A 24,144-nucleotide genomic window follows, 5' to 3' on the forward strand; every position below is an offset into this window, starting at 1 on the left:
GAGTCATCATCCTCCCTTTTTGAGAAAATAAAAAAGAAGCTTGCACATAAACGAAATCTTTTACCTTCATTTGAAAAAATGAGCAATAAAAAATTTCCATTTATGAACAATCTTCTTTTTTGTCACACAGCGCTCAAGGACTAACAGCGATGTGCCGTATGGGTTATGGAAAGACAACGGTAACGTGCGGCGTCGAACCGGCTGAAGCCTGTGTTCTTCAAGCTCTTTTGCACCATCGTTGTTAGCACTCATCAAATGCGAGTGCTAACAGTTTATATGGTAAAATTATGATTTTTTTCTGGCAAACACAGATATCGTCGATTTTTCCCTGTTTTCTCGAAAAATGAGGACATTTTCCACATGACGCTTCATTTTCTCCTTGTTTTTCCATAAATCTCGTTCTCACATTGCATTTCAAGGGATCATCTCCCATTGACCACATTGGTCAACAGCATTACAATAGCATTGACCGATGTGGTCAACAGAGCAGCGATTTCCTATGCAAAGGAGACATCCACGATGATTTCAAAATTTCTCTCGCTGGAAACGGAAAAGCGGGAACGCATGTTAAACGCCGCCATGAAAGAATTCGCGGAAAAAGGGTTTGCCCATGCGTCTACGAACGAGATTGTGAAGGAAGCCAATATTTCCAAGGGGCTGCTCTTTCACTACTTCCGCAACAAGAAGGACTTGTTTTTATTCTTGTACGACTACGTCTTGGAGCTGCTGATGAATGAATTGGTGGAAAAAATGGATGTCACGGAAAAAGATCTGGTCAACAGACTCCGCCAATGGGCACAGCTCAAAATGGACCTGATCAAAAAACATCCGGACATGTTCCAGTTCATTTTGGCCGCGCAACGCGAGGAGGCACCTGAGGTGAAGCACGAGCTGGAGCGAAAAAACAAAGACATCATCGCGAAAGGTTACGCTGTACTTTTCGAGGATATTGACACTTCCCGCTTCAAGGAAGGCATCGATATCCAACGAGCCATCCAGATGATGATTTGGACGCTGGAAGGTTTCTCGGCGCAGGAACAGCAAAAGGTCAAGTCGCTTTCGTTACGCCCCGATTACTACGACGAGGTGTTGGCGGAAACGGAAAAGTATCTGGATCTGTTTACAACCTGCTTTTACCGCTGACCCAGTGGAGGAAGGAATGGATTGCGATGAGACATGCGGCGAAACGTCCGGCAATATCTGCGGCAGAGCATACACCAATATCAGCGTGGCGTTGTCCATATTTCCGGCGTTTGGCCTACCCATGACGTTTGCCTTGAAAAAAATGCGCGAGGCGCTGGGGCAGATCCCCGAGGGAATGAGCATTCCTGTCTACCCGTTTTCCCGTTTGCATCTCATCAAGGAAGCCCTGCCAAACGTCATCCGTTTCAAAAAGAAGGTTGCAGAAGCTTCCCGGCATATGCAGGAGCATCTGGCCCATACACCGGATTGGTGCAGACGGATGACGGCACTTATCAGAAACGCGCAGACCAAGGAAGAACTGCTGGCGTTGTGGAAGGATGAGCTTCAGCCCTATACCGCCAAGGCCTGGTGGGCTCTGCTGGCCGGTGGCCGCAAATTTGGCGATACGGCTTTCCGTTTAAACAAGGTGCTGACGAAGCTTGTCGGAACTGAAGATGCGAATGCGCTGTTCTCCAACCTGCGAGGAAGCTCCGGGCTTGCCAGTCTGGGACTCGTCGTCGGCATATCCCGGGTGATCAAGGGGGAAATCAGCCGGGAGGACTACTTGAGACAGTATAGACATCGCGGTCCCCATGAATTTGAGTTGTCCATCCCTCATCCCCAGGAGGATGCACACTGGCTGGATCGACAGATCGAGGAGTACAAAAAGTCACATACGGACGTGGAAGGGCTTCTCCAGAAGCAGCATGCCCAATACGAAGAGGCCTGGCAGAGGTTTCAGAAACGCTTCCCTGCCAAGGTAACATGGCTGAAAAAGCAGCTCGCAACAGCATCCGAACACGCCCATCTCAGGGAAGCCGCCCGCTCCGAGTTTGTACGGGTGTACAGGGTCAACCGCGCGTTTGCGCTTCGGGCAGGAGAGCTTACGGGATTAGGAGATGATCTGTTTTTCCTCTACCTCGATGAAGTTCTCCATCTGCTCTCCGGAGATGATTCCGCCGTCAAGCATATCCCTGCCAGGAAAAAGACCTTCACCACGTATAAAGCGCTGCCGCCCTTTCCCACCACAACGTTCTTGGGGTACCCAATTAGATTTGGAACTGGATACAATCACATTTCATCAGCATTGTATTGTTGGATACAGACATAATAATACTCCATGCCTATCATAGTTACTTTTTTTCTGTTTTGTATTTTTCTTGAATATTTAAAAGATGGTCCATAGAAGAATTTAGTGTTGTCAGAAATTGTTCTATCTGTTCCTTACTATATTCTTCAACTACATCTTCTGGATGAGCTATCAAATTATATAGGGTTATGTCTTTATTATCATTTTGAGGATAAATTTTTGGCAGTAGATTCTTAATATTCTCTCCCAAATTTGTTATATTCTTCATAAATTCCGAACTGTATGTATTATTCTTCATCATATATTCTGAAAGGTAATTTGATATTACGTTTAATTTTTTGTATGCTTCATCAATTTCTTTCACTATTTGATCGTTATACTTATTCGATAAACTATTATATACTATTTTTTCAACGCTCTTATAAATGTCTCTTCTCTTATTTGGATCAAGTCCGTATTTGTGTGTAAATTCCCCTCGGTAGAGAAATAAATTAGCCAATGCGAGTCACTTTAGACACCGCTTTTGTTGCCTGAGTTTCTCGCCATTCCAAATACTCTGCCATATCGAGATACTTTTTGCCACTTGCCCATTTTTCGTCTATCTCCATAAGCAAAGCTCCGATTAGGCGAATAACCGATTCACGGTTAGGAAAAATGCGAATGACACGTTCTCGTCGTCGAATTTCTTCGTTGAGTCGCTCCATGCCATTTGTTGTCCGAAGTCGTTTACGGTACTTTTCGGGCAGCAGAAGAATGGCTGTGGCATCATCAAAACCATTCTCCAAAACCGAAATCGCCTTTGTAGCTTTGGCCTCGTATATTTCCACCGTTTGTTGCAACAACAACCGTGCCGTTTCAAGATCAGGGGCATCCAAAATCGCACGAACACGGGGATACAACTCCTCCTGCAGCTGCTTGGGGGTGGCGTCAAGAATATTTCGCATAAAATGAGTCTGACACCGTTGCCACGTCACCCCTTGAAAATGAGTACGAATGGCTCGTACGAGCCCACCATGTTGATCGGACACAATCAGTTCTACGCCTCGCAAGCCTCGATCTTTCAGCCAGCTAAAAAACTCACTCCAACTGGCCTCTGATTCACTATCTCCAAGCATCAGTCCAAGGACTTCTCGGTAGCCTTCCTTATTCACCCCGTAGGCCAACATCACGCCACGAGAGCGTACACGCCCCTCTTCACGCACCTTTAAAACGAGGGCATCTACAATGAGAAATGGATAGAAGCTCTCTCGTAGATTTCGGTTGTTCCAAGCCGTTACAATCGGATCCAGGCGTTTACACAGGTCGGAAACAGTAGACTTAGAGAATTCGGTTCCACACAGTTCCTCCGTGATTTGGGCAACTTTTCGAGTTGATACCCCATTCACCACCATTTCCATGAGAGCTAAAACCAAGGCTTGTTCACTTCGCTGATAGCGGGCAAACATTTCTGTCGAGAACTTTCCGTTTCGAATTCGTGGCACCCGAAGGGTGACCGTTCCCACACGCGTGGTCAATTGATGAGGATATGTACCGTTTCGATAACCTTGACGTTCATCTGTACGTTCGTACGGTTCCGCAGAAAGCTGTTCCGTAGCCTGGGCCTGCAATACCTGATTCAATACCGATTCCAGCAGCTTGGCCACCCCCGAATCCTGCGAATTTCCGAGAAATAGTTGCTGCAAAAGCTGCGAATCTACAGTAATCTGGTAATGAGCCATTTTCAAAATCCCCTCTCCTGGAATGTTGTCTGGACAACTTCATTCTAACCGAGGGTTTTTTGAAATGGCTCTCTTATTTTAAAGAGACTCCGTTTTTACACAATTATATGGACTCAACTCTTATTTGCTCTTTCAAATCCCTCAATATACATTCGCAATGATTCGACTGATGTTGGTTTATGTGCGTCCTCGGACAATGTACTAATAACATATGTTATAAACATTGCATTTATGAATACGTGTTCTGAGTAAGAATATGTTATCCCCTGAATATCTTTTTCTGTTAATATTGGTTCTACTTTACTACATCCTATTAACAGTGCAAGGATAATAACTGCATAAAAAAATTTGTACATTATTTTTTCCTCCCCATCTTTCTAAATAACTCAGAAATTACATTGTTTTTAACACAATCATACATAATCAGACAAGTGCAAATGGTGCCCCCTGAAATGGGACACCATTATTATACAACAGTATTAATCTCTAAAATAATCACCATTAGAATAAAGAGATGGGAAATACTCTACCTTCGATTGCCATGAGATATTAAAACCACCGGCACCTCCTGATACGCTTCCACCAATTCCAGTAATTGAAGTGTCTGTCCACGAATGATCGTATTGAATGTATGCTCTATATTTGCTACTTGTTGAAACACCATCTAAAATGGCTGTAATCATACCATTTGTAACGTACCTGTCGTTAATCCAAAATGCTGCACCTCCACTGTTGGCTCGTTTTGCCAAGGCAACTTTTCCGGACTTCTTATCAGTACCTGTATCAAAAAAAGCTTCTTCATCTCCTAATCCATTCCATCCTTGTAATACTACTCCGTCAGGATCAATTGGCATTATGCTAGTACTGTCTGTAAATACCCCAATAAGATCATAAGGCTGATCTCCAACAAACCCCTCGTCTTCATCCCACTCCCAATATCCAACGAAAACATATTCTTCAATCTCGTCGTCGTATACAACCCGATCAGTTAGATCAAGCCAACCTGGTTCGTTGTAAGACGACAGAGCTGATATTTCATTCTTGCTTTTTAGGGGTTCTGGATCTGAATCTACCACTTTGAGGCTTTTGTATTTTTCTGTAGTTGCTTTCAATGCTTTTTCAAAATCCTTTGATTTTCTTACTTGCTCTCGCAAGAAATCTAACTTTTTATTTAGTATCTCGCGTTTTTCTTGTTTTGTAAGTGCTTTTGTTTTTTCTGCAGAAACTAAACTTGGAGCAGACAGCAAAGACAGAGTGAGTACAACAGGAGTGATATTTTTCAATTTAGCTTTTGCCATTTTTCGTGTCCTTTAGAATCAATCATCAGAAAAGCATAAAAAAAGGACTTTACCCCAAGGAGAAAAAGGGACACTGTTGTGCATCCATCTTGCGAGATTTGCTCGATTTTCATCCTATATTTTTCAACAAGCTGTAACCTCGCTCCGTTGTTCCAAAATTTCGCGACAACTCCTGTAAATCAGAAAGCTTAAACAGTCCGTTGGCACAAGTAGTCAAAACATATTTTTTCCGTTCCTCTCCCTTGACGCTTTGAAAGTACAAAATGTGGAAAGTGGCGTCTGAGTCCCGCCAGGACTTCCTGGTAATCCCGACCCATTGCTCTTCGGATGGACGTGGCAGATAGGGATAGACGAAATTCACCATTAAGTATTCAATGACTGCCAAAATTCCTTCGCTATCAACGTTTTTGAAGTCTAAACATGAATAATGGGAACAATATGGGGACAAACGTTGCAAAACAATCCCAAATAACACAAAAATAGTCCTACTCAATTGGGAAGTCAAGATGCCGAAGTGGCATGTGCTGAACATCCTCCAGGTTCGCGAAGAGCAGCATGGCGTATTCATAGTGCACATGTCTACCCCGCCCAGTGCACAGCACTGCAGAGAACAACACCGCAACGCACAACGCGGCATTACAAAATGGCCTTCAATCCAAAACGTGTGACCCCTTCATCTACCCCTGAAAATTTCCGAATTGATCCGGTATACTAAGGGGGAACCATCCCAAACTCATCGATCGATGGAGTCAGAAAGGAAGATTTCGATGCCGGACCATCAAAACTTCTCCCCCGAATTTGAAGCACTGCTACAAAAGTTCACGGAACTGCTTACCGGTGAAGCCACACCTGAACGCGTCCAGATGGTAACCATCTGGTGTCTCTATTCTCATATGGCAAAAGTAATGCCGCCGCTCGTCCAACACTGGGGCAGCGAACCGGATCACCAGCAAGCCAAGGCGGAAATCAAGCGGATTTTTGAACAGATCAAGCAGTGGAACCAGGAAAAGAACGCCAAAAACACGCCGCCCAACATTGTGCAGTAACGCCCCTGCTCACGTGTTACAAGCGGGTTTCGCTGCGCTTCCCTGCCAAACAAGCCGCTGCCTTCATGCGCAGCGGCCTGCTACGCCCCGTTCCCTCGCAGCATTCCGGCGGGGCGGAATCTTTGCCGGATTCACGTCACGCCTGGCCATTTTCACTCGAGCTGATCTCCCGCCATTTCATGGGAGGCCGGCTCTTTTTCATGCCTGAATGTTCTGTACGGGAAAGCAACCAGCCTGACCTCTACCGACAGAAAGCTAGGTTTTTCCAGATTGACTACGACCGGACGGACAGACAGATTTTTCCGGACTAACCACAAACGACGGACAGACAGGTTTTTTCCAGCCCCCGGGACGCCCGAACATGTACAGGTCGCCGTCATGGACGCCGCTCGACTGTCTGTGCCATAATAGAAACGACACTTCGCGGGGCCATCCCTCAAGGAAAGGAACTGAACCTGATGAACAACATCCGTACGATTCGCGAAGAACTGCTGCAGCACCCCGTGTACCGGGAGATCAACACGCCCGAGCGTGTCCGTATCTTCATGCAGCACCACGTTTTTGCCGTATGGGACTTTATGAGCCTGTTGAAACGGCTGCAGTGGGACCTGACCTGCACGGAGGTGCCCTGGATTCCGTCCCGACACAGCCAGTACGCCCGTTTCATCAACGAGATCGTGCTGGGCGAGGAGACCGATGAAGACGGTCAAGGTGGCTATGCCAGCCATTTCGAACTATACGTGGAAGCGATGAACGAATGCGGAGCGGATACGGGTCCCATCAATCGCTTTCTGGCCGAACTGCAGGCCGGACAAGACCCGCTTGCAGCGCTGCAGGCCGCGGAAGTTCCGGAATCCGTCTTTCGCTTTGTCCGCCATACCCTGGAACTGGCGAAAAACGGCGGGACTCATGAAGTATGCGCCGCCTTCTTCTTCGGACGGGAGGACATCATCCCGGACATGTTTCAGGTGCTGGTCGACGAACTGAACCGAAATGGCCAATCGACCAAACGGCTGAACTACTACCTGCAGCGGCACATCGAACTGGACGGGGACGAACACGGCCCGCTGGCGGAAAAGCTGCTGACCGCCTTGTGTGAAGACTCCCCGGAAAAACAGGCGGAGGCAGAACGAACGGCCGTGCAGTCGCTTCGTGCCCGCATCGATCTGTGGAACGGAGTGCTGGCCGTGCTGTAGCCGCGACAGAGGAACAGACGCAAAAAACCGGACGATGGCCGTCCGGTCAGACTGAAGACAGGCGATTGGATTGATGGAGAAGCATGGTTTTCAGACAGAGCCGCTATTGGACCCGACCGGGCCGCGCAGCGTTTTGCAGGATCAAGGAGCGCCGCCTTTGATGGGGCCGCTCCACGAGTCACGATCGGTTTTGGCGATCCCCCGCAACTCGCTGCGGAGCGTGCAGTCCGTGCTTCCCTGCCGAGCGTTTGCTTGTGTTCGGCGGGAAAAGACGGAGCGGATGCCGGACAACGTGCTACTCCCCATGCCGTCACGTTGTCTGCACTCTGAGGGACACACCCCCGCATCCCTTTTCATTGAAAGGAACGCGTACAGTGAATGATAGTGTATCGATGATGGTAGCGATCGCTCTTTTTATGGTGATGAAATACGGGTTCACCAAGCGGGATCAATCACTGAAAATCACTCACCTGGTAATGGAGTATGTCATTACGGTTGGTCTTGTACTCGTCATACAATACATTATGTTCGGTTTGGCTTCCATTTCAGCAAGTTGAAAGCCATACCCAAACAGATGAGGCCCCACACGTTTTATTCCCAAAATCATATGTCTTCCCTAAAATGTAAACTGCTGCAGAACGAAAAAAATCAATTTTGATAATGGGTAGTGGGAAAAGACGAGCCCAACTAACGCCCCATCTGCTCTGCCCAACATCGTGCAGTAACTCCCCAATCACGCGTTCCAGACGGGTTCCGCTGCTTCTATGCGAAAAAGCCGTTGCCTCCATAAGCAACGGCCTAACCCGACCTGTTCCCTCACAACATTCGGACTTGGCGGAGATCAACCGCAGCGCCAGGCCGCGCTACACGCTGGATCGGACCAGCAAAAAGACGTTCCGAGGAATTTCCGAGGGGTTGGCATCGTACACGATAGAGGTGCCTCGCATCCACACGATAAACGTGCTCTTCCTTGTGAACGACAACATTGATTAAAGGGACTCCGTATTAAGTGCCTTTCACTGTATATGAGTCTTGTGGTTCTTTTTTCTGCCATCCTCCCGATTCTTCTCGGGCGAACCGATTACTGCACCGACTGCAGACGGCTTTATGAACTGCCACCCCAAATCGGTGTTTATTTAGGCTCTTTCTTGATAAAAAAAGAAAGTACCATCAACGCTACCGCCAACAATATTTCAACGCAAAAGATTACCCAAAAATTTTCATTAACGTTATCAAATGTATGTTGTGTGCCACTACCAGTCACTTTAAGTTTTGCTCGCCCTGAGCCGTTCTATCGCTCGCTTCGTGCGAGACCTTCACTTTTTCAACGCCCCTGCCGCGCTCACCAATCGAGTAGGAGGGGGCGACTAACCCCCGTCCTCTCACACCACCGTACATACCGTCCGGTATACGGCGGTTCATCAAGCTTGACGAAGTGCGAAATATCGCTGCACCAAACTCATGAGCCCTTGTTGTTGCCAGTAGGTAATACCAAGGGCTTTGTGAATGTGCGGAGATTTGGTTGTTCGCCATGCACCCTTGCGGGTATTTGCAATCTCCAGTGCTTTGCTGTGGGGAAGACCGAGGGAACGAAGTTCGCGGTATCGCGTACGGATTCGTTTCCATTGCGTCCACAGGCAGAGACGGAGCCTTCGGCGAATCCATTCCTCAATCCGCAGGAGGTGGGTTTTCGCCTCAGCCAACGCAAAATATCCGATCCATCCCATGAGGTATTGGTTGAGTTTTTGAATTCGCTCCTGTATAGGGATGCTCCAATGCGGGTTGGTCAGTTGGCGAATTCGTTCTTTTAACCGGATGATCGATTTGGGATGCAGGCGTATCCGTGCCTCTTTTCCCGGAGCAAAGCTAAAGCCGCACTTTTCTGTTGGTTTATCTTGAGTTTGAGCACCCTGGTCAAGTATCGCTCCACGCTCGCCTTTACCCGTTCCCCCGCGCGTTTGGTGCGGACATAGATGTTGCAGTCGTCCGCATAGCGGCAGAAACGGTGTCCCCTCCTTTCCAGTTCCTTGTCCAAGTCGTCCAGCAGAATGTTGGCCAACAACGGACTCAGGGGGCCACCTTGCGGTGTACCCTCTTCCGTTGAGACGCACACTCCGTTGACCATAACTCCGGATTGCAGGTAAGCGCGGATTAGTTTAAGGAGACGCTTGTCCTTCACCTTGCGGGCTACCCGGCTCATCAGGATGTCATGGTTGACCCGGTCGAAGAACTTCTCCAGGTCGATGTCGACCACATACCGGAATCCTTCCTTGATGTACTGTTGCGCTCTCTGCACAGCATTGTGAGCGCGGCGACCCGGGCGGAATCCGAGGCTTGAATCGGAGAATTCTGGGTCAAAGATGGGAGTCAATACCTGCAGGATGGCCTGCTGGATGAAGCGATCTACCACGGTAGGGATGCCTAGCAACCGTATTCCCCCGTCAGGTTTCGGGATTTCGACCCTGCGAACAGGAGTCGGTTTGTAGGTTTCCGTCTCGATTTGCGACCGGATGGTCGCCCAGTGCAGGCGAAGGTAGTCGCGCAGTTGTTCAGTTGAAACACCGTCGACTCCCGCAGCGCCTTTGTTGGCTTCCACTCGTTTGAGGGCGGCCGTGAGGTTGTCCCGAGACAGAACCTTCTCCAGCAGATCCATAACGATACTCCTTCCTCCGCGCACATGTCGCCAAGCTTGCCGTACGATGCTCAGCCCTTCTCTGTACCCTCGGGGCTTCACCCCTACTCTCCAGAGGAAGTTCCAGTTCTGAATTCTGCTTCGACACACCGTATCGAAAGAGGTTGGGACATATGCTGACTTGATGTTCGGCCCTTCCCCCTCAGGCGTCCCCGATTGGGGTACTATGGCCTCTGCTGACTTCTGCATGTTCAACGCCCCCTCACGGAGGCGGTTGCCAACGATAGTAGGCGTACCATGCAGACCTCCCCGGGTAAGAGCGGTAGCCTTCGTCCCATGTACCTGCCCAATTTACTGTTGTACTCTTTGGCTGTATGGGGCTTCACCTTGTGCGGCAGGCTCGCCCAAGTACAACAGCCTCAAATCGGGTTCGTGTACCTCAGGTCGGGACTTTGCCGCCGGCTTCCTTCAGATTCCGCCTCGCGGCGGACACCCTTGCCTTAGGCTAACGGTTGGTACAGCCAACCCCCGTTCGGGACTTTCACCCTATAGCTACCGCCCATGCCGGGCGCACCACAAAAAAAACCGGACGATAACCGTCCGGTTCCCTCTGCTCTCATCCCAAACTGACTTCCTTCTTCCCGAAAAACGTCTTCAACGCCTTGTACACTTCTCCCTTTTCCCGGATGACGCAGTGCATGAACTTCGGCTCCTTGATGTGCCGGTAGGCGGACATCAGGGTGGAGTGCCGGTTGTACTGATTCACCTCTCCGTATCCAAACATGTTGCAGCGATCCATCAATTCCTTGACCAGCTTGACGCATCGTTCGTTGTCGGACGTCAGGTTGTCGCCGTCGGAGAAGTGGAACGGATAGATGTTGTACTGGGACGAAGGATAGCGGCTGTCGATGATCTCCAGCGCCTTCTTGTAGGCGGAGGAGCAGATCGTGCCGCCGCTCTCGCCCTTGGAGAAAAAGACCTCCTCCGGCACTTCCTTGGCGTCGGTATGATGAGCGATAAAGACGATTTCCACCTTTTCGTACTTGGTTCGAAGAAAGCGCAGCATCCAGAAGAAAAAGCTGCGGGCGATGTACTTCTCAAACACACCCATCGAGCCGGAGGTGTCCATCATGGCGATGATGACGGCGTTGGAGTGGGGCTTGACGATCTCCTCCCACGTCTTGAAGCGCAGGTCATCGTCGCTGATGCCCAGCTCCAGGTCGTTGTAGCCGGCCAGCGCGTTGCGGCGGATGGCGGCGATCAGCGTCCGTCTTTTGTCGATGTTGCCCATCAGCCCTTTTTTGCGGACGTCGTTGAAACGCGTCTCTTCCACGATGATCCTGTCCTCGTCCTTTTGCTGGAGGTTGGGCAGCTCCAGCTCGGCAAACAGCATCTCCTCCAGCTCTTCGACAGTGATCTCCGCCTCGAAATAGTCGACACCCGGCTGGTCGCCCGCTCCCTGTCCCTTGCCGGGGCCCTGGGCGGCGTCCCCGTCTTTGGCGATGACGTCGCCCACTTTGCTGTCTCCTTTTCCCTGACCGCCGTGCTGCCCCTTCTGAAAATTGAAGCGGAGCCGGTACTCATCCAGGGAACGGATCGGGATTTTGATCACTTCCCGCCCGTTGGACATGACGATGTTTTCCTCACTGACCAGATCGGGCAGGTTTTTCTTGATCGCTTCTTTCACTTTTTCCTGATGCCGGTTCTGATCCTGGTACCCTTTGCGGTGCAGGGACCAGTCTTCCCGGGAGACGACGAACGGTGACGAATCTTCCATATAGACTCCCCCCTCCTGCTGGCGCATCTTCGGCGTATGGGCTTCCCTGGCAAGCCAGATCCGGGTGCCCCTAGGGTACTTTATCTGTTCAGCAGACTGCCGACATACCGGAGAAGCTCATTGGCGCACACAGGGCAGTAGCGGTGTTCCTCGATCAGCCGTCTGGTCACCTCGTTGATTTTTTTCAACTGGTGTTCGTCCGGTGTTTTGTTGGAAGTGGTGATTTTCACCACGTCTTTCAAATCGGCGAACAGCTTCTTCTCAATCGCTTCCCGCAGACGGTCGTGCGTGCTGTAGTCAAAGCGTTTCCCTTTGCGCGCGTACGCCGAAATGCGAATCAGGATTTCTTCGCGGAACGCCCGCTTGGCGTTTTCGGAGATGCCGATCTGCTCCTCGATGGAGCGCATCAGCCGCTCATCCGGATCCATCTCTTCGCCGGTAACGGGGTCCCTTATCTTATTCATATTGCAATACGCTTCCACATTGTCCAGGTAGTTGTCCATGAGCGTTTTCGCCGATTCTTCGTAGCTGTAGACAAACGCTTTCTGCACTTCCTTCTTGGCCAGTTCGTCGTACTCCTTGCGGGCCATGGAAATGAAGTTGAGATACCGCTCCCGCTGCTCCTTGGTGATGGAGGGGTGCTGGTCAAACCCTTCCTTCAGCGCACGCAGGATGTCGAGCGCGTTGATGCATTCGGTGTCCCGCCGGATCAGCGCGCTGGAGATCCGGTTGATCACGTAGCGCGGGTCGATGCCGGACATCCCTTCATCCGCATGCTCGTTCCGGAGTTCGTCCAGATCGGAGCCTTTGAAGCCTTCCACCGACTCCCCATCGTACAGGCGCATCTTTTTCAGCAGATCGGCCCCCTGCTTTTTCGACTCCTTCAACCGCGTGAGGATGGAAAAGATGGCGGCTGCCCGAAGCGCGTGCGGCGCGATATGGACGTGGCCGAGATCGGACTGCTTGATCAGCTTGGCGTAGATCTTTTCCTCGTCGCTCACGCGCAGGTTGTACGGGATCGGCATGACGATGATCCGCGACTGCAGCGCCTCGTTTTTCTTGTTGGCGATAAACGCCTTGTACTCCGCCTCGTTGGTGTGGGCGACAATCAATTCGTCGGCGGAAATCAGCGCGAAGCGGCCGGCCTTGAAATTGCCCTCCTGGGTGAGCGAGAGCAGGTGCCAGAGAAACTTTTCGTCGCATTTCAGCATCTCCTGGAATTCCATCAAGCCGCGGTTCGCCTTGTTCAGTTCCCCGTCAAAGCGGTATGCCCGCGGATCCGACTCGGAGCCGTATTTGGTGATCGTGGAAAAGTCGATGCTCCCGGTCAGGTCGGCGATGTCCTGGGATTTCGGGTCGGACGGGCTGAACGTGCCGATCCCGACGCGGTCGGCTTCGGAAAAGAGGATACGGCGAACGGGAAAATCTTCAATGCGCCCGCCGTATTCCGTCTCCAGCCGCATGCGGTTGTACGGGGTCAGGTCCCCTTCGATTTTGATCCCCAGTTCTTCCTCGATCTCCGGCCGCAGTTCACGGGGGATCAGGTGAAGCGGCTCCTCTTGCATCGGGCAGCCGTCCAGCGCGTACACAGCCCCCTCATCGGTGCGGGAGTACTCCTCCAATCCGCGTTTCAGCATCGTCACGATTGTCGATTTCCCCCCGCTGACGGGTCCCATCAGGAGCAGAATCCGTTTGCGTACATCCAGGCGGCGGGCGGCGGAGTGAAAATACTCTTCCACCAGCCGCTCGATCGCCCGATCCAGTCCGAAGATCTCCCGGCTGAAAAACTTGTACGAGCGGCTTCCGTCTTCGTTTTCTTCGACGCCTGCAGCCTTGATCATGTTGTAGACCCGCGAATGTGCGGTTTGGACGATCCGCGGATTTTTGCGTACCATCTCCAAATATTCGGCAAATGTGCCTTTCCACATCAGTTTTTCTTCACGGGCCCTGTACTCGGCGATGCGTTTTAAAATGTCCATGCTCGTCTCTCCTCCTTCATAAGCCCCTCTCTCTTCGCGAACAACAATGTACTTTCATGTATATGTCCGACTGCGGCCACGCATGCGCGTGAACCCGTTCCATCGGAGCGGCAACAGGATGCGCAATCCTTTTCATATGTGTATGCACAATGACAACACATGTTTCAGCCCTCCCGCGACAAATCTGGCGCCTTCCGGTTCACCGTCAGCCGCGAAACATTCATGAAAATGACAGAAACGGCAAAGCGTAACTCCCTTGCAAACAGGGCAAGCTACGCTATAATGGGAGTAGTTTGGTAATACGAAAGGAGCAGTCCAACATGGGTACGTTTATCGTAGGGTTGGTCTTTGCCGCTTTCCTGTTCTTCATTCTCACGGCGGGATACAACGAGGACAAGACCTGGAATCTGTAAGGCCGAGCCGGATCGCCGGCTTTCCTTTTTGACATCGCTCCCAGGAAAAAAGCAGGCTGCCTGAATTGGGCAACCTGCTTTTTTTTGCGGATCACTCGCGGATGTCTGCTTGTTTTCTGCACAAAAAAAAGACGTCACCGCATCACGGTGACGGTCGGCCGATAACGCGTGTCCCCCCTTCTCAGCGGGCGAACACACCCGTCCGCTGAGAAATGGCGGCGTAGAGTTCTTCCAAGGTGCCGCGCTGATCGACCGGATACTGCGGTTCGCCGCGGTCTTCCAGCCAGTTGGTGACGAGAAACGTCTTCATCCCCAGCTTGCCGGCCACCATGTCCTCCTGCATGTGGTTGCCGACCATTACGCATTCCGTCGGCTGCACCCCCAGCTTTTGGCAAATCTCGGCGAAATAGGCGGGATTGGGCTTGGTGAAGTGGGATTCCTCGTACACCGTGACCAGCTCAAAGTCATGCGGCGCCAGCTCGATCCAGGCCAGCCGGTGATGGATGGCGGCGCGGGGGAAGACCGGATTGGTGGCGACGGCCACGCGGAATCCTTGCCGTTTGGCTTCCTCCACGATCTGTTTCGCCCACGGCGACGGGTAGGTCATGTGGGAAAGCTGGGGAAAAACATCCCGGTAAAACGCGTCAAACACCGGCCACAGCTCGTCCTTGTCCCACAGGCCGTGTTTGTTGAAGTACTCGACAAACACCTGCTCGTTGGTCTTGTCCGGCTCCTGGTTGGCGATCATCGCCTTGGTGGCGTCCCAGATCAGGGCGAGCATTTTCTCGGCGTCATAGCGGTCGCCGACGTAGCGGCCCAGCTCCTTCAGATAGCCTTTGACAAACGGCTCCGTCTGCATCTCCAACAGCGTGCCGTCCAGGTCAAACAAAATGGTGGTCACCGTCATCGTATCGTTCTCCTTTTTCCTTGTCGAACGGCTGGGCGGCGCGATGAAGCGCTTCCTGCTGCCCGGTCCGCCTCCCTTTTCGTCACCGCATCGAGCAAGATTGTTGTGATAGGGGCTGTCCGTTACGAGAGCCCGGGGAAGCCCAACTGCCTGAGCCCTTCAAACAGGACGATGGCGGCGCAGTTGGACAAATTGATGGAGCGGGTGGCGCCGCTCATCGGGATGCGGATCGTCTGTTCCCGGTACCGGTCGGTCAGCTCGGTAGGCAGGCCGGTGGTCTCTTTGCCGAGGATGATGTAATCGCCGTCGCGGAACGAAACCTCCGTGTACAGCTTTTCTCCCCACGTTTCCACGAAGTAAAACGTGCCGGCGTTCTCTCCCTGCGCCTGGGCAAAGTGCTCAAAGCTGTCGTAGTGATGAACCTTTACCGCATGCCAGTAATCAAGGCCGGCCCGTTTCAGGTAGCGGTCGTCCGTGGAAAACCCCAGCGGATGAATCAGGTGCAGATGAGCCCCCGTCGCCGCGCAGGAGCGGGCGATATTGCCCGTGTTGGCGGGAATGAGCGGCTCGTGCAGGACAATGTGCAGCGGCATGTCAACAAACTCCTTGTCAACCGAACTTTCAAACATCCTCTATTATACCGAATCTCCCATGGAGATGACCACCTTCCGAGTTGCCGGTATCCCCCGCTCTCCCGCCGCATGCTTGACTCGCCCAATCCTCGTGGCTGCTGTAACAAACAGACCGGCTGCCGCATCAAAAGAAAAAAAGCCCCGCACACGGGAAGAAAGGAGCTGTCGCCCATGCGGTTATTTCGCGCTGCAACCTACACGGCCAGCCTGGCGCTGCTGGCGCTCTGGGCGGGATGGATGCGGCCGGACTTCAACTTTTTTCCTTCACTGGAGGCCTGGAGCATGATGCTGGGGTACTTCGCCTTTGTCCTGATCGGCCTTACCCTCCTGGTGGGGCCCATCAAACTGTGGCTGCCGCCCCGCTTCGTTCCGTATTGCCTGCTTCTGCGCCGCGACCTGGGCATTCTTGCGGGCGCGGCCGGTTTCCTGCACATCGCGCTGGTGCTGTACCTGTTCGAACGGGGGCCGGAATTGATGTTTCCGCAGCGTGAACTCCAGGCAGACGGCTGGCTGGGACTCTTTTTCCTGCATGACGGGAGCGGGGCCGGGACGCTTTATCCCAACCTGACCGTCACCGGCGCAGCCAACTACCTGGGCCTGACCGCCTTTTTCGTGCTGCTCTCCCTCTGGCTCACCTCCTCCCGGCGCGCGGAACAGCTTCTGGGCGGAGCGGGCTGGAAACGGCTGCATCTGAACGCCCCGCTGCTGTACGTGCTGGTGCTGTTTCACGGCATCATCTATGTGGAGTCGATCAAAGGCGAGCCGCACACGCTTGGCGACCTGCTCGGGTGGGCCGCCCTCGTCTGGCTGCTCCGCTCGATCAGCTTCGTCCGCACGGCGCTCAGACGACGGCCGTAGCCCGACAAAAAGAGGCGGTTCCTCCCGAGGAGGCCGCCTCTTTTGTCTCACATGCCCTGTATGTGAAAAAACGCGTAGCGAATGTTTGGAGTGTAGGCCGTCGAGTCCCGATAGTTCCAGTAGCGCATCCGGCTGTTGGTCGTATGGGCGTTGACCAATGGCAGGTGGTTGGCGTCCTTGGCCACGACGATGGTGGTGTGCTGGAACCGTCCGTCTCCGTCAAAGTCGTAACAGATCACATCCCCCGGCATCAACTGTTCCGGCGAGTTCTTCTGCACGGCACGCATCGGCGGCCCGCCCGATTTCAGCAGCAGGTACAAGCTGTGCGCCACCGCCCAACTGTAGCTCCAACTGGCCGATTTGCCCGACCGCATCCACCAGCCGCGCCCTTTTTCCCCGGAAAACAGCATCGGGATGCCGCCCGCGTAGAGACATTGCGAGATGAAATTGGTGCAGTCGTCGGTAAAATGGGGGTAGGCCGGATTGGCGGAGTTCCAGTACCGCTCCGCATAGGCGACCGCCTGATCCGCTTGGTACCCCTTCGCCCCGTGAACGGTTAATGTCGGCTGCATCCCTTCCCCGGTCCCGACCATCTCCATCCATGCTTCCGGCTTTTTCAACACGGCCGCGTCCGTCTCCCCGTCCGGGCACGGCCCGATCCAATCCAGCGCCCATCCCGTTCCCTGCCTGATTACGGCCATCCGCTGCTGCCGGCGTGTTTCTTCCACAAGTTCAGCGCCGTGCTGCCGGTACGTTCGCCGGACGTGCCAGGCAAATTCCACTTGTACGCGCCCGTTGGACTCCAGCCAATACAGCGGCACCACGTTACCCTGCACCGCGGTAATCTCCGCTCCCCTGTCCCGATACTGTTCCTGTTCCCGCAGCCACAGCTCCCGCTGCTCCGCCCCCGCACCGGGGACCGCTCCCAACGGCTGCAGCCGCTCCCATCGGCCGTCGACCCAGCTTTGTTGTACGGCGTTACAATAGTCCTGCAGGAAGTTCAGCCAATCTTCCATCCGCCTCCTCCTTTCCCCGTTGGCCCGCGCCCGTTTTCCTGTTCGGTTTTTTCCGTTTTCGTCCTGCTGCTTCGATGTGTTTCGCACACAGTTCGCGGCAGCGGTGATTTCCGCTTTCATCCCGCTGTCTGGGTGGTTCCCGCTTCACATCACCGCTTCCGTATGTCCCGCTGCGTTTTTTCCCCTCACGTCGGGGTTCATGCGCTCGCGCTGGCCTCTCCCTGATGCTTATGACAGTTTGCGGCCGTTCAGAAGGACTGGGAACAACAAAAAAGCTGCCCGGTTTACCGGACAGCTTTTGGCGAGCGGCCTTGGACAGACACTGCGTGTGCGCCTTCCAATGCCAGCAGGTGTTCTTTGATTGAGAGCCCGCCGCCGTATCCGACGAGCGCTCCGTTGGAACCGATGACGCGATGGCAGGGGACGACGATGGGGATGGGATTGCGGTTGTTCGCCCCGCCGATGGCCCGGACCGCTTTTGCTGCACCGATGGATATCGCAATCTCCTTGTAGGAACGCGTCTCGCCATAGGGAATGCGGGTCAGTTCGGTCCAGACCGCTTTTTGAAACGGCGTGCCGTACAATTCCAGCGGGATGTCAAACGTCTTCCGCCGACCGGCAAAATACTCGTCCAACTGCTCGCGGACAGGCTGGTTTCCCTGATCGTCCCGGCTGATGGAGACGCCCATGAAGGTCTTGCGGCACCAGCGCTGCAAACTAGGCAGCGCCTGCTCCTCGGAGCCAAACTCGATGAAGCAGAGTCCGTTTTCCGTAGAAGCAATGAGCAGCGGTCCAATCGGCGAGTCCATGGTGGTGTACCCCAATACTTGTGGCATCCATCGTTCCTCCCTACCCGTTTTTTCATGTGAATGGATCTACACGTTTGCCCCCTTGCTGCCCCTCTCGTTGTCCGTTTGGGCTGCTCTGGACGAACCAGGCTGGTGCAAAAGGGCGATTCCCTTCTCCACTTCGGCCAGCACGTCCGGCGACGTCTCCCGTTCCCGGGCCGTCTGCAGCGCCGCTTCCGCCTCAGCGCCGCCGATCCTGCCCAACGCCCAGGCGGCCGTTCCCCGAATGACGGGGCGGGGATCCTCTTCCAGCAGCCGGATCAAATCGGGAACAGCGGTGCGGTCGCGGAAATGGGCCAGCGCCAGTATGGCGTTTCGCTGAATCGGCTTTTTCCCGCGCCAGGCAGCGGAGGAAGTGCCGAACGTCTGCTTGAATTCCTTGTTGCTCATGTGAAGCAGCGGACGCAAGAGCGGCTTGGCCACTTCCGGATCGGGCCTGAATTCCGCGTGATGGGCAAAGTGCTTGCCGCGGTTTTTGGGACAGACCGTCTGACAGGTGTCGCAGCCGTACAGCCGGTTGCCGATCTTCGCCCTGTACTGGTCGGGAATGAAATCTTTTACCTGTGTTAAAAATGCCACACACTTCTGTGCGTTGAGCTGCCCTCCCTGAACCAGCGCCCCTGTCGGACAGGCTTCCACACACAGATTGCAGTCGCCGCACCCTTCCTCCACCGGCATGTCCGGCGGCAGCGGCAGGTTGGTGATCAGCTCACCCAGATAGACCCACGAGCCAAACTCCGGCGTAATCAGCGCGCAGTTTTTGCCTACCCATCCCAAGCCGGCCCGCTCCGCTACGGCACGGTCGGACAAGGCACCCGTATCCACCATCGATTCCACCCGGGCGCCGGGCTCCAGACGGCAGATAAACCGGGCCAGCTTGTCCAACTTCTCGCGCAGGACGTGATGATAGTCCATCCCCCACGCCGCGCGGCAGAGGATGCCGCGATACGCGCCCGGTTCGGATTTGGGCGGGTTTTCCATCTTGGAGGGATATGCCAGCGCGATGGCAATCAGCGACCGCGCCCCTTCCAGACTGAGGCTGGGATCGGTCCGTTTGTCCAGATCAGGCTCCTCAAACCCGGATTCGTACCCTTTTTCCCGATGCTCCACCAAACGCTCTTTCAGCGTCAGAAACGGATCGGCACTGGCAAACCCGATCTTGTCGATTCCAATCTCGTTGGCATACGCGATAATCGCCTGCTTCGTCTGTTCCCAGTACTGCCGGTCGCTCACAGTTGTTTGATCGCCCCCGTGGCCAGTTCGTCGCAGCGGTTGTTCCACACGTTGTCCGCGTGACCTTTTACCTTGACGTACTGAACCTGGTGTATTTCCATCAAGCGCAGCAGTTCCTTCCACAGGTCCTGGTTTTCCACCGGCTGGTTCTTGCTGTTCTTCCAGCCGTTGCGCTGCCAGCCTTTGTACCATCCCTGCTGAAAGCAGTTCACCAGGTAGGCGCTGTCGCTGTACAAGGTGACCTTGCACGGCTCCTTCAGCGCGGACAGCGCCTCGATCGCCGCCTTGAGCTCCATCCGGTTGTTGGTGGTATTGGCTTCTGCACCGGACATTTCCTTTTTGTGCTCGCCGTACATCAGCACGGCGCCCCAGCCGCCCGGTCCCGGATTGCCGGAGCAGGCACCGTCGGTATAAATGGTCACTTCACGCATTGTCGGGGAATCCCTCCTGTTTATCTTTATTGTATCGAAGGACAGCCGCTTCCACAAAATTTTTTGCTGCTGTCTCTGAAAGGATATGTGTCGCGGCACAGCCTGCCAGGCAGAAAAACAAACCTCCGCTGACGAAGAAACGTCTTCGATATGACTTCCATCGACGTTTTTGTTATACTACCAAAAAACGGTTGAGTGACAAGGAGTGACACAGATGAAGGTACGCTTGGACTCCACGGTGGTTGAACGCCTGCCGCGTTTTTCTCTGGGCGTCATTCACTACGCCGGCGTGACCGTAAGCCCGTCTCCCAAAATGCTGCAGGGGCGCATCAATCTGTTCGTGGAATCGCTGCGTTTGGAGCGGGAGCTCGCCAATCTGGCCGAGATCGAAGGCGTGCGTGAATGGCGCGCCTGCTTCAAGCGGCTGGGGATCGATCCCTCCCGTTACCGTCCTTCCTCGGAGGCCCTGATTCGCCGGCTGCTGCAGGGTCATCCGTTTTTCTGGATCAACGGCGCGGTCGACGTCAACAACTTCTTCTCCGTGCTGCATGCCCTGCCGTACGGCATTTACGACGAAGATCAACTGCGCGGCCCTGTGGTCTGCCGGCTGGGACAAGCCTCCGACGCTTACCAGGGACTAAACGGCCGTGAAGTGCAGATGGAGGGAAAACTGCTTCTCGCCGATGACCAGGGCGCGTTCGGCAGCCCGATCGTCGACTCGGTGCGGACGTCCGTCACGGAGAACAGCCGCAACCTGATGCAGGTGATTTTTTTCCACGAGCACGTGTCTCCGAATCAGCGAGACGAAATTCTCGGCGCGACGGCCCGCATGTTCACGGAAATCAACGGCGGCGAAGTGACGCTCTCCTATCTCGTCACCGCGTAACCGCTCCCCTGGGGCAATTGCCAAACAAAAAGACGGTCCGTCACGCAGAGCGGCCGTCTTTTTGCATCTCCGTTTTCGGCTCCGATTCCGTCGGCCGGGGAAACACCACGTGTTCCAGCAGCAGGCACACCATGACGCCGAGCAGCAGCCCGTTGCCGAACAGAAAGCTCGCCAGCGAGGGAAGGTGCTGCCACGCCGTCGCCGGCACAAACATGACCCCGATCCCCACCAAGAGCGAACTGCCGCCGATCGTGATGGCCCGGTCATCCAACCGGATCGACGCCAGGTCTTTTATTCCAAATCCAAGCAGCTGCGTATAGGCGATAAACATCCCGGCGTACGCCACCGGCGTCGGCAGGGCGGCCAGGAACTGGGATACGGACGGCAGCATGCCGATCACCATCATCCCCGCCATCGCTGCCATGAACGGCAAACGGGCCGCCATCCCCGTCGTCTGGATCACGGCCGCCGCCAACGACAGCGGAATCATGCCGACAACCCCGGCCAACCCGGACAGGATGTGAGACACCCCGGTAAACACGCCGCCCCGGTTGTATTGCTGGACGGTCGGCTCCGACCGGGTCGCCTTGCCCACGACGGACAAACTGGTGACCAAATTGGTAAGCAGGACAAACCCGGTCAGCAGACTGGTCAGGATGACTCCCCCATCCCACTTGGGCTCTCCCCAAAAAAACAGGGTGGGCAGCACCATCCACTCGTCACTGGGCCGGATCGGTTCCGTCCAGCCCAAAACGGCGTACAGTCCCCATCCGATCGACATTCCCAACAGCACGGCGTAGCTGGCCAACCGCCTGCTGCGCAGAAAGACGAGAACCAGCGCGACGATCAAGACCGACACCAGGGCAATGCCCGGATGAACTTCCTTTGCGTGCCGGTAGCCGATCCCCAGCATGCCGGTCACAATGCTGCTGCACAAGGAGACCGCCAACAGCACCATGTAGATGCCGGACACAAGCGGCGTAAACCAGCGCTGGATTTTGCCGATCCAGCCCAGCATCCCAAACAGCAGGAACAAGCCGCCCGCCAGGATCAACCCCACCTGGAACGATTGGCCGATCAGCCGCGGCCCCATTCCCACGCTGGATCCAATCTGCGCCAAAATGATAAAGATGCCCCACCACAATCCTGCGGGCCCATCCATCATCGGATAGCGGTGTCCCAGCCACGCCTGCAGGAAAGAGGCCAAGCCGATGAAGAACATGGTCTGCTGCATCAGGTGACTGATCTCGTCAGGCCGCAAACCGTACACGTCCCCGATCGCCAACGGAACGGCAACACTGCTGGAAACCGTAACGATCAGCCATTGCAGGGCGGCCAAAACGGTTGTGCCCGCAGGCGGCCTTTCATGCAATCCGTAACTCATCCCCAACACCCCGTTCGCTGTCAATCTGCCACTGGCGTACTGGCCTATTCTGTGCAGGAAAACAGAAAGCACGCCGATTCCAGCGTGCAAAGTCCGATCTCGTAGGAATAACATTGAGAGAACATACAGTCGATCATGCCTTGCCTGTGGCCTTTTCATCTTACCATAAGACCGGTTCGTTTGGTAATCCAAACCGGCTCTGTACGAACACGCAAAAACGAGGAATCGAACAGATTCCTCGTTGAAACCTTCAGGTATGGTGCCGGTAGAGGGACTTGAACCCCCACGGTTTCCCTCACGATTTTGAGTCGCGCGCGTCTGCCAATTCCGCCATACCGGCACGTTTATGGAGGAGGCACCCGGATTCGAACCGGGGGATAAGGGTTTTGCAGACCCGTGCCTTACCACTTGGCTATGCCTCCATGTTTGACATTATATTCGGCATGGGCTGACCATGTTCCGCCCAAACCCTGCCGAGACACAAATGGAGCGGACGACGGGTCTCGAACCCGCGACCTTCGCCTTGGCAAGGCGACGCTCTACCAATTGAGCTACGTCCGCATAAATGGCTGGGGCACTAGGATTCGAACCTAGGAATGACGGAGTCAAAGTCCGTTGCCTTACCGCTTGGCTATGCCCCAATATGAGATTAAGATGGGGCGATCGATGGGAATCGAACCCACGAATGTCGGAGCCACAATCCGATGCGTTAGCCACTTCGCCACGACCGCCACGCAATTGGCAGGGGCAGTAGGAATCGAACCCACACCAAAGGTTTTGGAGACCTTCGTTCTACCGTTAAACTATGCCCCTGTATATGGTGGCTCGGGACGGAATCGAACCGCCGACACGAGGATTTTCAGTCCTCTGCTCTACCGACTGAGCTACCGAGCCATCGCTGATGAAGCAAAGGGAAACGAGAATGGCGGAGCTGACGGGACTCGAACCCGCGACCTCCGGTGTGACAGACCGGCGTGAACTCCAACTTCACCACAGCTCCAGGTTTGGTTGCGGGAGCAGGATTTGAACCTGCGACCTTCGGGTTATGAGCCCGACGAGCTACCAGACTGCTCCATCCCGCGACGATTGAAATTCTACAGTAATGGTGGAGGCTGACGGGATCGAACCGCCGACCCTCTGCTTGTAAGGCAGATGCTCTCCCAGCTGAGCTAAGCCTCCACAACACCCCACAAAGTGACGGATTGCTTTGAAGCGAATTCCGATTACGTTGTGGGGATCCCATCTCTTTACATGGTGACCCGTAGGGGATTCGAACCCCTGAATGACAGCGTGAAAGGCTGCTGTGTTAAACCGCTTCACCAACGGGCCATGATGGCGGATGGAGTGGGATTTGAACCCACGAGACGAGTTATCCCCGCCTACACGATTTCCAATCGTGCTCCTTCGGCCTCTCGGACATCCATCCGTAATAATGGCTCCTCGGGAGGGACTCGAACCCCCGACCGATCGGTTAACAGCCGATTGCTCTACCGACTGAGCTACCGAGGAACGATGAAGACTTCGGTCGACTACAACCGCCTCGTTCTGAGGCAGCACCGGCACTTGCACGCACCGTGCTTCGCGCCTTCAAAACTGGATACGCATGGTTGGCAAAGGA

General features: G+C 54.1%; 18 protein-coding genes, 13 tRNA genes and 1 pseudogene. 6 read left to right on the top strand and 26 right to left on the bottom strand.

Annotated features, from left to right (window positions below; genetic code table 11):
• Positions 1 to 519 precede the first annotated feature (519 nt).
• Both A6764_RS19225 and A6764_RS19230 read left to right on the top strand, forming a co-directional pair.
• Positions 520 to 1,143, top strand: a complete 624-nt coding sequence (locus tag A6764_RS19225; protein ID WP_065067821.1) for a TetR/AcrR family transcriptional regulator — start codon at positions 520 to 522, stop codon at positions 1,141 to 1,143.
• A 16-nt stretch (positions 1,144 to 1,159) separates the two neighbouring features.
• On the top strand, positions 1,160 to 2,293 hold the full coding sequence (locus A6764_RS19230) for a hypothetical protein (RefSeq protein ID WP_065067820.1): 1,134 nt from the start codon (positions 1,160 to 1,162) through the stop codon (positions 2,291 to 2,293).
• Positions 2,294 to 2,315: 22 nt separating this feature from the next.
• Here A6764_RS19230 and A6764_RS19235 read toward each other — a convergent pair whose 3' ends face one another.
• The 3 genes from A6764_RS19235 to A6764_RS19245 form a co-directional block, all read right to left on the bottom strand.
• Positions 2,316 to 2,771: a hypothetical protein gene (locus tag A6764_RS19235; protein ID WP_264622338.1), complete on the bottom strand. Its 456-nt coding sequence runs from the start codon at positions 2,769 to 2,771 to the stop codon at positions 2,316 to 2,318.
• A complete protein-coding gene (locus A6764_RS19240; protein WP_065068428.1) occupies positions 2,764 to 3,990 on the bottom strand; it encodes an IS256 family transposase in 1,227 nt (408 codons plus the stop codon). The genes A6764_RS19235 and A6764_RS19240 overlap by 8 nt, the downstream gene beginning before the upstream one ends.
• A 479-nt stretch (positions 3,991 to 4,469) precedes the next feature.
• A complete protein-coding gene (locus A6764_RS19245) occupies positions 4,470 to 5,288 on the bottom strand; it encodes a hypothetical protein (protein WP_141669749.1) in 819 nt (272 codons plus the stop codon).
• 767 nt (positions 5,289 to 6,055) lie between these two features.
• Between A6764_RS19245 and A6764_RS19250 the strand changes: the two genes are divergently transcribed.
• Positions 6,056 to 6,334: a DUF2573 family protein gene (locus tag A6764_RS19250; RefSeq protein ID WP_065067819.1), complete on the top strand. Its 279-nt coding sequence runs from the start codon at positions 6,056 to 6,058 to the stop codon at positions 6,332 to 6,334.
• A 458-nt stretch (positions 6,335 to 6,792) separates the two neighbouring features.
• Positions 6,793 to 7,530: a DUF3050 domain-containing protein gene (locus A6764_RS19255; RefSeq protein WP_065067818.1), complete on the top strand. Its 738-nt coding sequence runs from the start codon at positions 6,793 to 6,795 to the stop codon at positions 7,528 to 7,530.
• 1,421 nt (positions 7,531 to 8,951) lie between these two features.
• Here A6764_RS19255 and ltrA read toward each other — a convergent pair.
• The 5 genes and pseudogenes from ltrA to trmL form a co-directional block, all read right to left on the bottom strand.
• Positions 8,952 to 10,183: pseudogene (gene ltrA / locus A6764_RS19260) on the bottom strand (group II intron reverse transcriptase/maturase).
• A 595-nt stretch (positions 10,184 to 10,778) separates the two neighbouring features.
• Positions 10,779 to 11,939 (bottom strand): sporulation protein YhbH, encoded by a 1,161-nt coding sequence (yhbH, locus tag A6764_RS19265; protein WP_029097936.1) that lies wholly within the window; start codon positions 11,937 to 11,939, stop codon positions 10,779 to 10,781.
• An 80-nt stretch (positions 11,940 to 12,019) separates the two neighbouring features.
• Complete coding sequence (locus A6764_RS19270) at positions 12,020 to 13,918, bottom strand: PrkA family serine protein kinase (protein WP_065067817.1); 1,899 nt, start codon at positions 13,916 to 13,918, stop codon at positions 12,020 to 12,022.
• 594 nt (positions 13,919 to 14,512) lie between these two features.
• Positions 14,513 to 15,238, bottom strand: a complete 726-nt coding sequence (locus tag A6764_RS19275) for an HAD family hydrolase (protein WP_065067816.1) — start codon at positions 15,236 to 15,238, stop codon at positions 14,513 to 14,515.
• A 122-nt stretch (positions 15,239 to 15,360) separates the two neighbouring features.
• Entirely contained in the window at positions 15,361 to 15,831 is a 471-nt protein-coding gene (gene trmL / locus A6764_RS19280; RefSeq protein ID WP_029097939.1) for a tRNA (uridine(34)/cytosine(34)/5-carboxymethylaminomethyluridine(34)-2'-O)-methyltransferase TrmL, read from the bottom strand.
• 210 nt (positions 15,832 to 16,041) lie between these two features.
• Between trmL and A6764_RS19285 the strand changes: the two genes are divergently transcribed.
• On the top strand, positions 16,042 to 16,728 hold the full coding sequence (locus A6764_RS19285) for a ferric reductase-like transmembrane domain-containing protein (RefSeq protein WP_065067815.1): 687 nt from the start codon (positions 16,042 to 16,044) through the stop codon (positions 16,726 to 16,728).
• 47 nt (positions 16,729 to 16,775) lie between these two features.
• Here A6764_RS19285 and A6764_RS19290 read toward each other — a convergent pair whose 3' ends face one another.
• The 4 genes from A6764_RS19290 to rnhA form a co-directional block, all read right to left on the bottom strand.
• Positions 16,776 to 17,744, bottom strand: coding sequence for an amidase domain-containing protein (locus A6764_RS19290; protein WP_065067814.1), 969 nt, complete (start codon positions 17,742 to 17,744; stop codon positions 16,776 to 16,778).
• Between the two features lie 284 nt (positions 17,745 to 18,028).
• Positions 18,029 to 18,580, bottom strand: coding sequence for a methylated-DNA--[protein]-cysteine S-methyltransferase (locus A6764_RS19295; RefSeq protein ID WP_065067813.1), 552 nt, complete (start codon positions 18,578 to 18,580; stop codon positions 18,029 to 18,031).
• Between the two features lie 39 nt (positions 18,581 to 18,619).
• Positions 18,620 to 19,825, bottom strand: coding sequence for a tRNA epoxyqueuosine(34) reductase QueG (queG, locus tag A6764_RS19300; protein WP_065067812.1), 1,206 nt, complete (start codon positions 19,823 to 19,825; stop codon positions 18,620 to 18,622).
• Complete coding sequence (gene rnhA, locus A6764_RS19305) at positions 19,822 to 20,256, bottom strand: ribonuclease HI (protein ID WP_029097943.1); 435 nt, start codon at positions 20,254 to 20,256, stop codon at positions 19,822 to 19,824. The genes queG and rnhA overlap by 4 nt, the downstream gene beginning before the upstream one ends.
• A 214-nt stretch (positions 20,257 to 20,470) precedes the next feature.
• Here rnhA and A6764_RS19310 point away from each other — a divergent pair, with 214 nt between their 5' ends.
• The gene (locus tag A6764_RS19310) at positions 20,471 to 21,142 is read left to right on the top strand and encodes a B3/B4 domain-containing protein (protein WP_065067811.1); all 672 of its coding nucleotides are present in this window, start codon (positions 20,471 to 20,473) and stop codon (positions 21,140 to 21,142) included.
• A 40-nt stretch (positions 21,143 to 21,182) separates the two neighbouring features.
• Here A6764_RS19310 and A6764_RS19315 read toward each other — a convergent pair whose 3' ends face one another.
• The 14 genes from A6764_RS19315 to A6764_RS19380 form a co-directional block, all read right to left on the bottom strand.
• Positions 21,183 to 22,526 carry a purine/pyrimidine permease gene (locus A6764_RS19315; protein WP_065067810.1) on the bottom strand — a complete coding sequence of 448 codons (1,344 nt, stop codon included), beginning with the start codon at positions 22,524 to 22,526 and terminating at the stop codon, positions 21,183 to 21,185.
• 257 nt (positions 22,527 to 22,783) lie between these two features.
• A tRNA-Leu gene (locus tag A6764_RS19320) sits at positions 22,784 to 22,866 on the bottom strand.
• A gap of 7 nt (positions 22,867 to 22,873) precedes the next feature.
• Positions 22,874 to 22,948: transfer RNA gene (locus A6764_RS19325), tRNA-Cys, on the bottom strand.
• Between the two features lie 63 nt (positions 22,949 to 23,011).
• Positions 23,012 to 23,087, bottom strand: a tRNA-Gly gene (locus A6764_RS19330).
• Positions 23,088 to 23,092: 5 nt separating this feature from the next.
• Positions 23,093 to 23,167: transfer RNA gene (locus A6764_RS19335), tRNA-Gln, on the bottom strand.
• Between the two features lie 14 nt (positions 23,168 to 23,181).
• Positions 23,182 to 23,257 (bottom strand) — tRNA-His (locus tag A6764_RS19340).
• 8 nt (positions 23,258 to 23,265) lie between these two features.
• Positions 23,266 to 23,339 (bottom strand) — tRNA-Trp (locus tag A6764_RS19345).
• Positions 23,340 to 23,344: 5 nt separating this feature from the next.
• Positions 23,345 to 23,420: transfer RNA gene (locus tag A6764_RS19350), tRNA-Phe, on the bottom strand.
• A 29-nt stretch (positions 23,421 to 23,449) separates the two neighbouring features.
• Positions 23,450 to 23,526: transfer RNA gene (locus tag A6764_RS19355), tRNA-Asp, on the bottom strand.
• A 5-nt stretch (positions 23,527 to 23,531) separates the two neighbouring features.
• Positions 23,532 to 23,608, bottom strand: a tRNA-Met gene (locus A6764_RS19360).
• Positions 23,609 to 23,629: 21 nt separating this feature from the next.
• Positions 23,630 to 23,705 (bottom strand) — tRNA-Val (locus A6764_RS19365).
• 73 nt (positions 23,706 to 23,778) lie between these two features.
• Positions 23,779 to 23,855: transfer RNA gene (locus tag A6764_RS19370), tRNA-Glu, on the bottom strand.
• A 4-nt stretch (positions 23,856 to 23,859) separates the two neighbouring features.
• Positions 23,860 to 23,952 (bottom strand) — tRNA-Ser (locus A6764_RS19375).
• A 7-nt stretch (positions 23,953 to 23,959) separates the two neighbouring features.
• Positions 23,960 to 24,035, bottom strand: a tRNA-Asn gene (locus A6764_RS19380).
• Positions 24,036 to 24,144: the final 109 nt, after the last annotated feature.

It is taken from the genome of Brevibacillus sp. WF146 (assembly GCF_001673705.2).
In the GTDB taxonomy this organism is placed as follows: Bacteria; Bacillota; Bacilli; order Brevibacillales; family Brevibacillaceae; genus Brevibacillus; species Brevibacillus thermoruber.

Bases quoted from the DNA above. Each gene is read 5' to 3' on its own strand.
- A6764_RS19225 (WP_065067821.1), top strand. From the start codon at position 520: ATGATTTCAAAATTTCTCTCGCTGGAAACGGAAAAGCGGGAACGCATG.
- A6764_RS19230 (WP_065067820.1), top strand. From the start codon at position 1,160: ATGGATTGCGATGAGACATGCGGCGAAACGTCCGGCAATATCTGCGGC.
- A6764_RS19240 (WP_065068428.1), bottom strand. From the start codon at position 3,990: ATGGCTCATTACCAGATTACTGTAGATTCGCAGCTTTTGCAGCAACTA.
- A6764_RS19245 (WP_141669749.1), bottom strand. From the start codon at position 5,288: ATGGCAAAAGCTAAATTGAAAAATATCACTCCTGTTGTACTCACTCTG.
- A6764_RS19250 (WP_065067819.1), top strand. From the start codon at position 6,056: ATGCCGGACCATCAAAACTTCTCCCCCGAATTTGAAGCACTGCTACAA.
- A6764_RS19255 (WP_065067818.1), top strand. From the start codon at position 6,793: ATGAACAACATCCGTACGATTCGCGAAGAACTGCTGCAGCACCCCGTG.
- yhbH (WP_029097936.1), bottom strand. From the start codon at position 11,939: ATGGAAGATTCGTCACCGTTCGTCGTCTCCCGGGAAGACTGGTCCCTG.
- A6764_RS19270 (WP_065067817.1), bottom strand. From the start codon at position 13,918: ATGGACATTTTAAAACGCATCGCCGAGTACAGGGCCCGTGAAGAAAAA.
- A6764_RS19275 (WP_065067816.1), bottom strand. From the start codon at position 15,238: ATGACGGTGACCACCATTTTGTTTGACCTGGACGGCACGCTGTTGGAG.
- trmL (WP_029097939.1), bottom strand. From the start codon at position 15,831: ATGCCGCTGCACATTGTCCTGCACGAGCCGCTCATTCCCGCCAACACG.
- A6764_RS19285 (WP_065067815.1), top strand. From the start codon at position 16,042: ATGCGGTTATTTCGCGCTGCAACCTACACGGCCAGCCTGGCGCTGCTG.
- A6764_RS19290 (WP_065067814.1), bottom strand. From the start codon at position 17,744: ATGGAAGATTGGCTGAACTTCCTGCAGGACTATTGTAACGCCGTACAA.
- A6764_RS19295 (WP_065067813.1), bottom strand. From the start codon at position 18,580: ATGCCACAAGTATTGGGGTACACCACCATGGACTCGCCGATTGGACCG.
- rnhA (WP_029097943.1), bottom strand. From the start codon at position 20,256: ATGCGTGAAGTGACCATTTATACCGACGGTGCCTGCTCCGGCAATCCG.
- A6764_RS19310 (WP_065067811.1), top strand. From the start codon at position 20,471: ATGAAGGTACGCTTGGACTCCACGGTGGTTGAACGCCTGCCGCGTTTT.
- A6764_RS19315 (WP_065067810.1), bottom strand. From the start codon at position 22,526: ATGAGTTACGGATTGCATGAAAGGCCGCCTGCGGGCACAACCGTTTTG.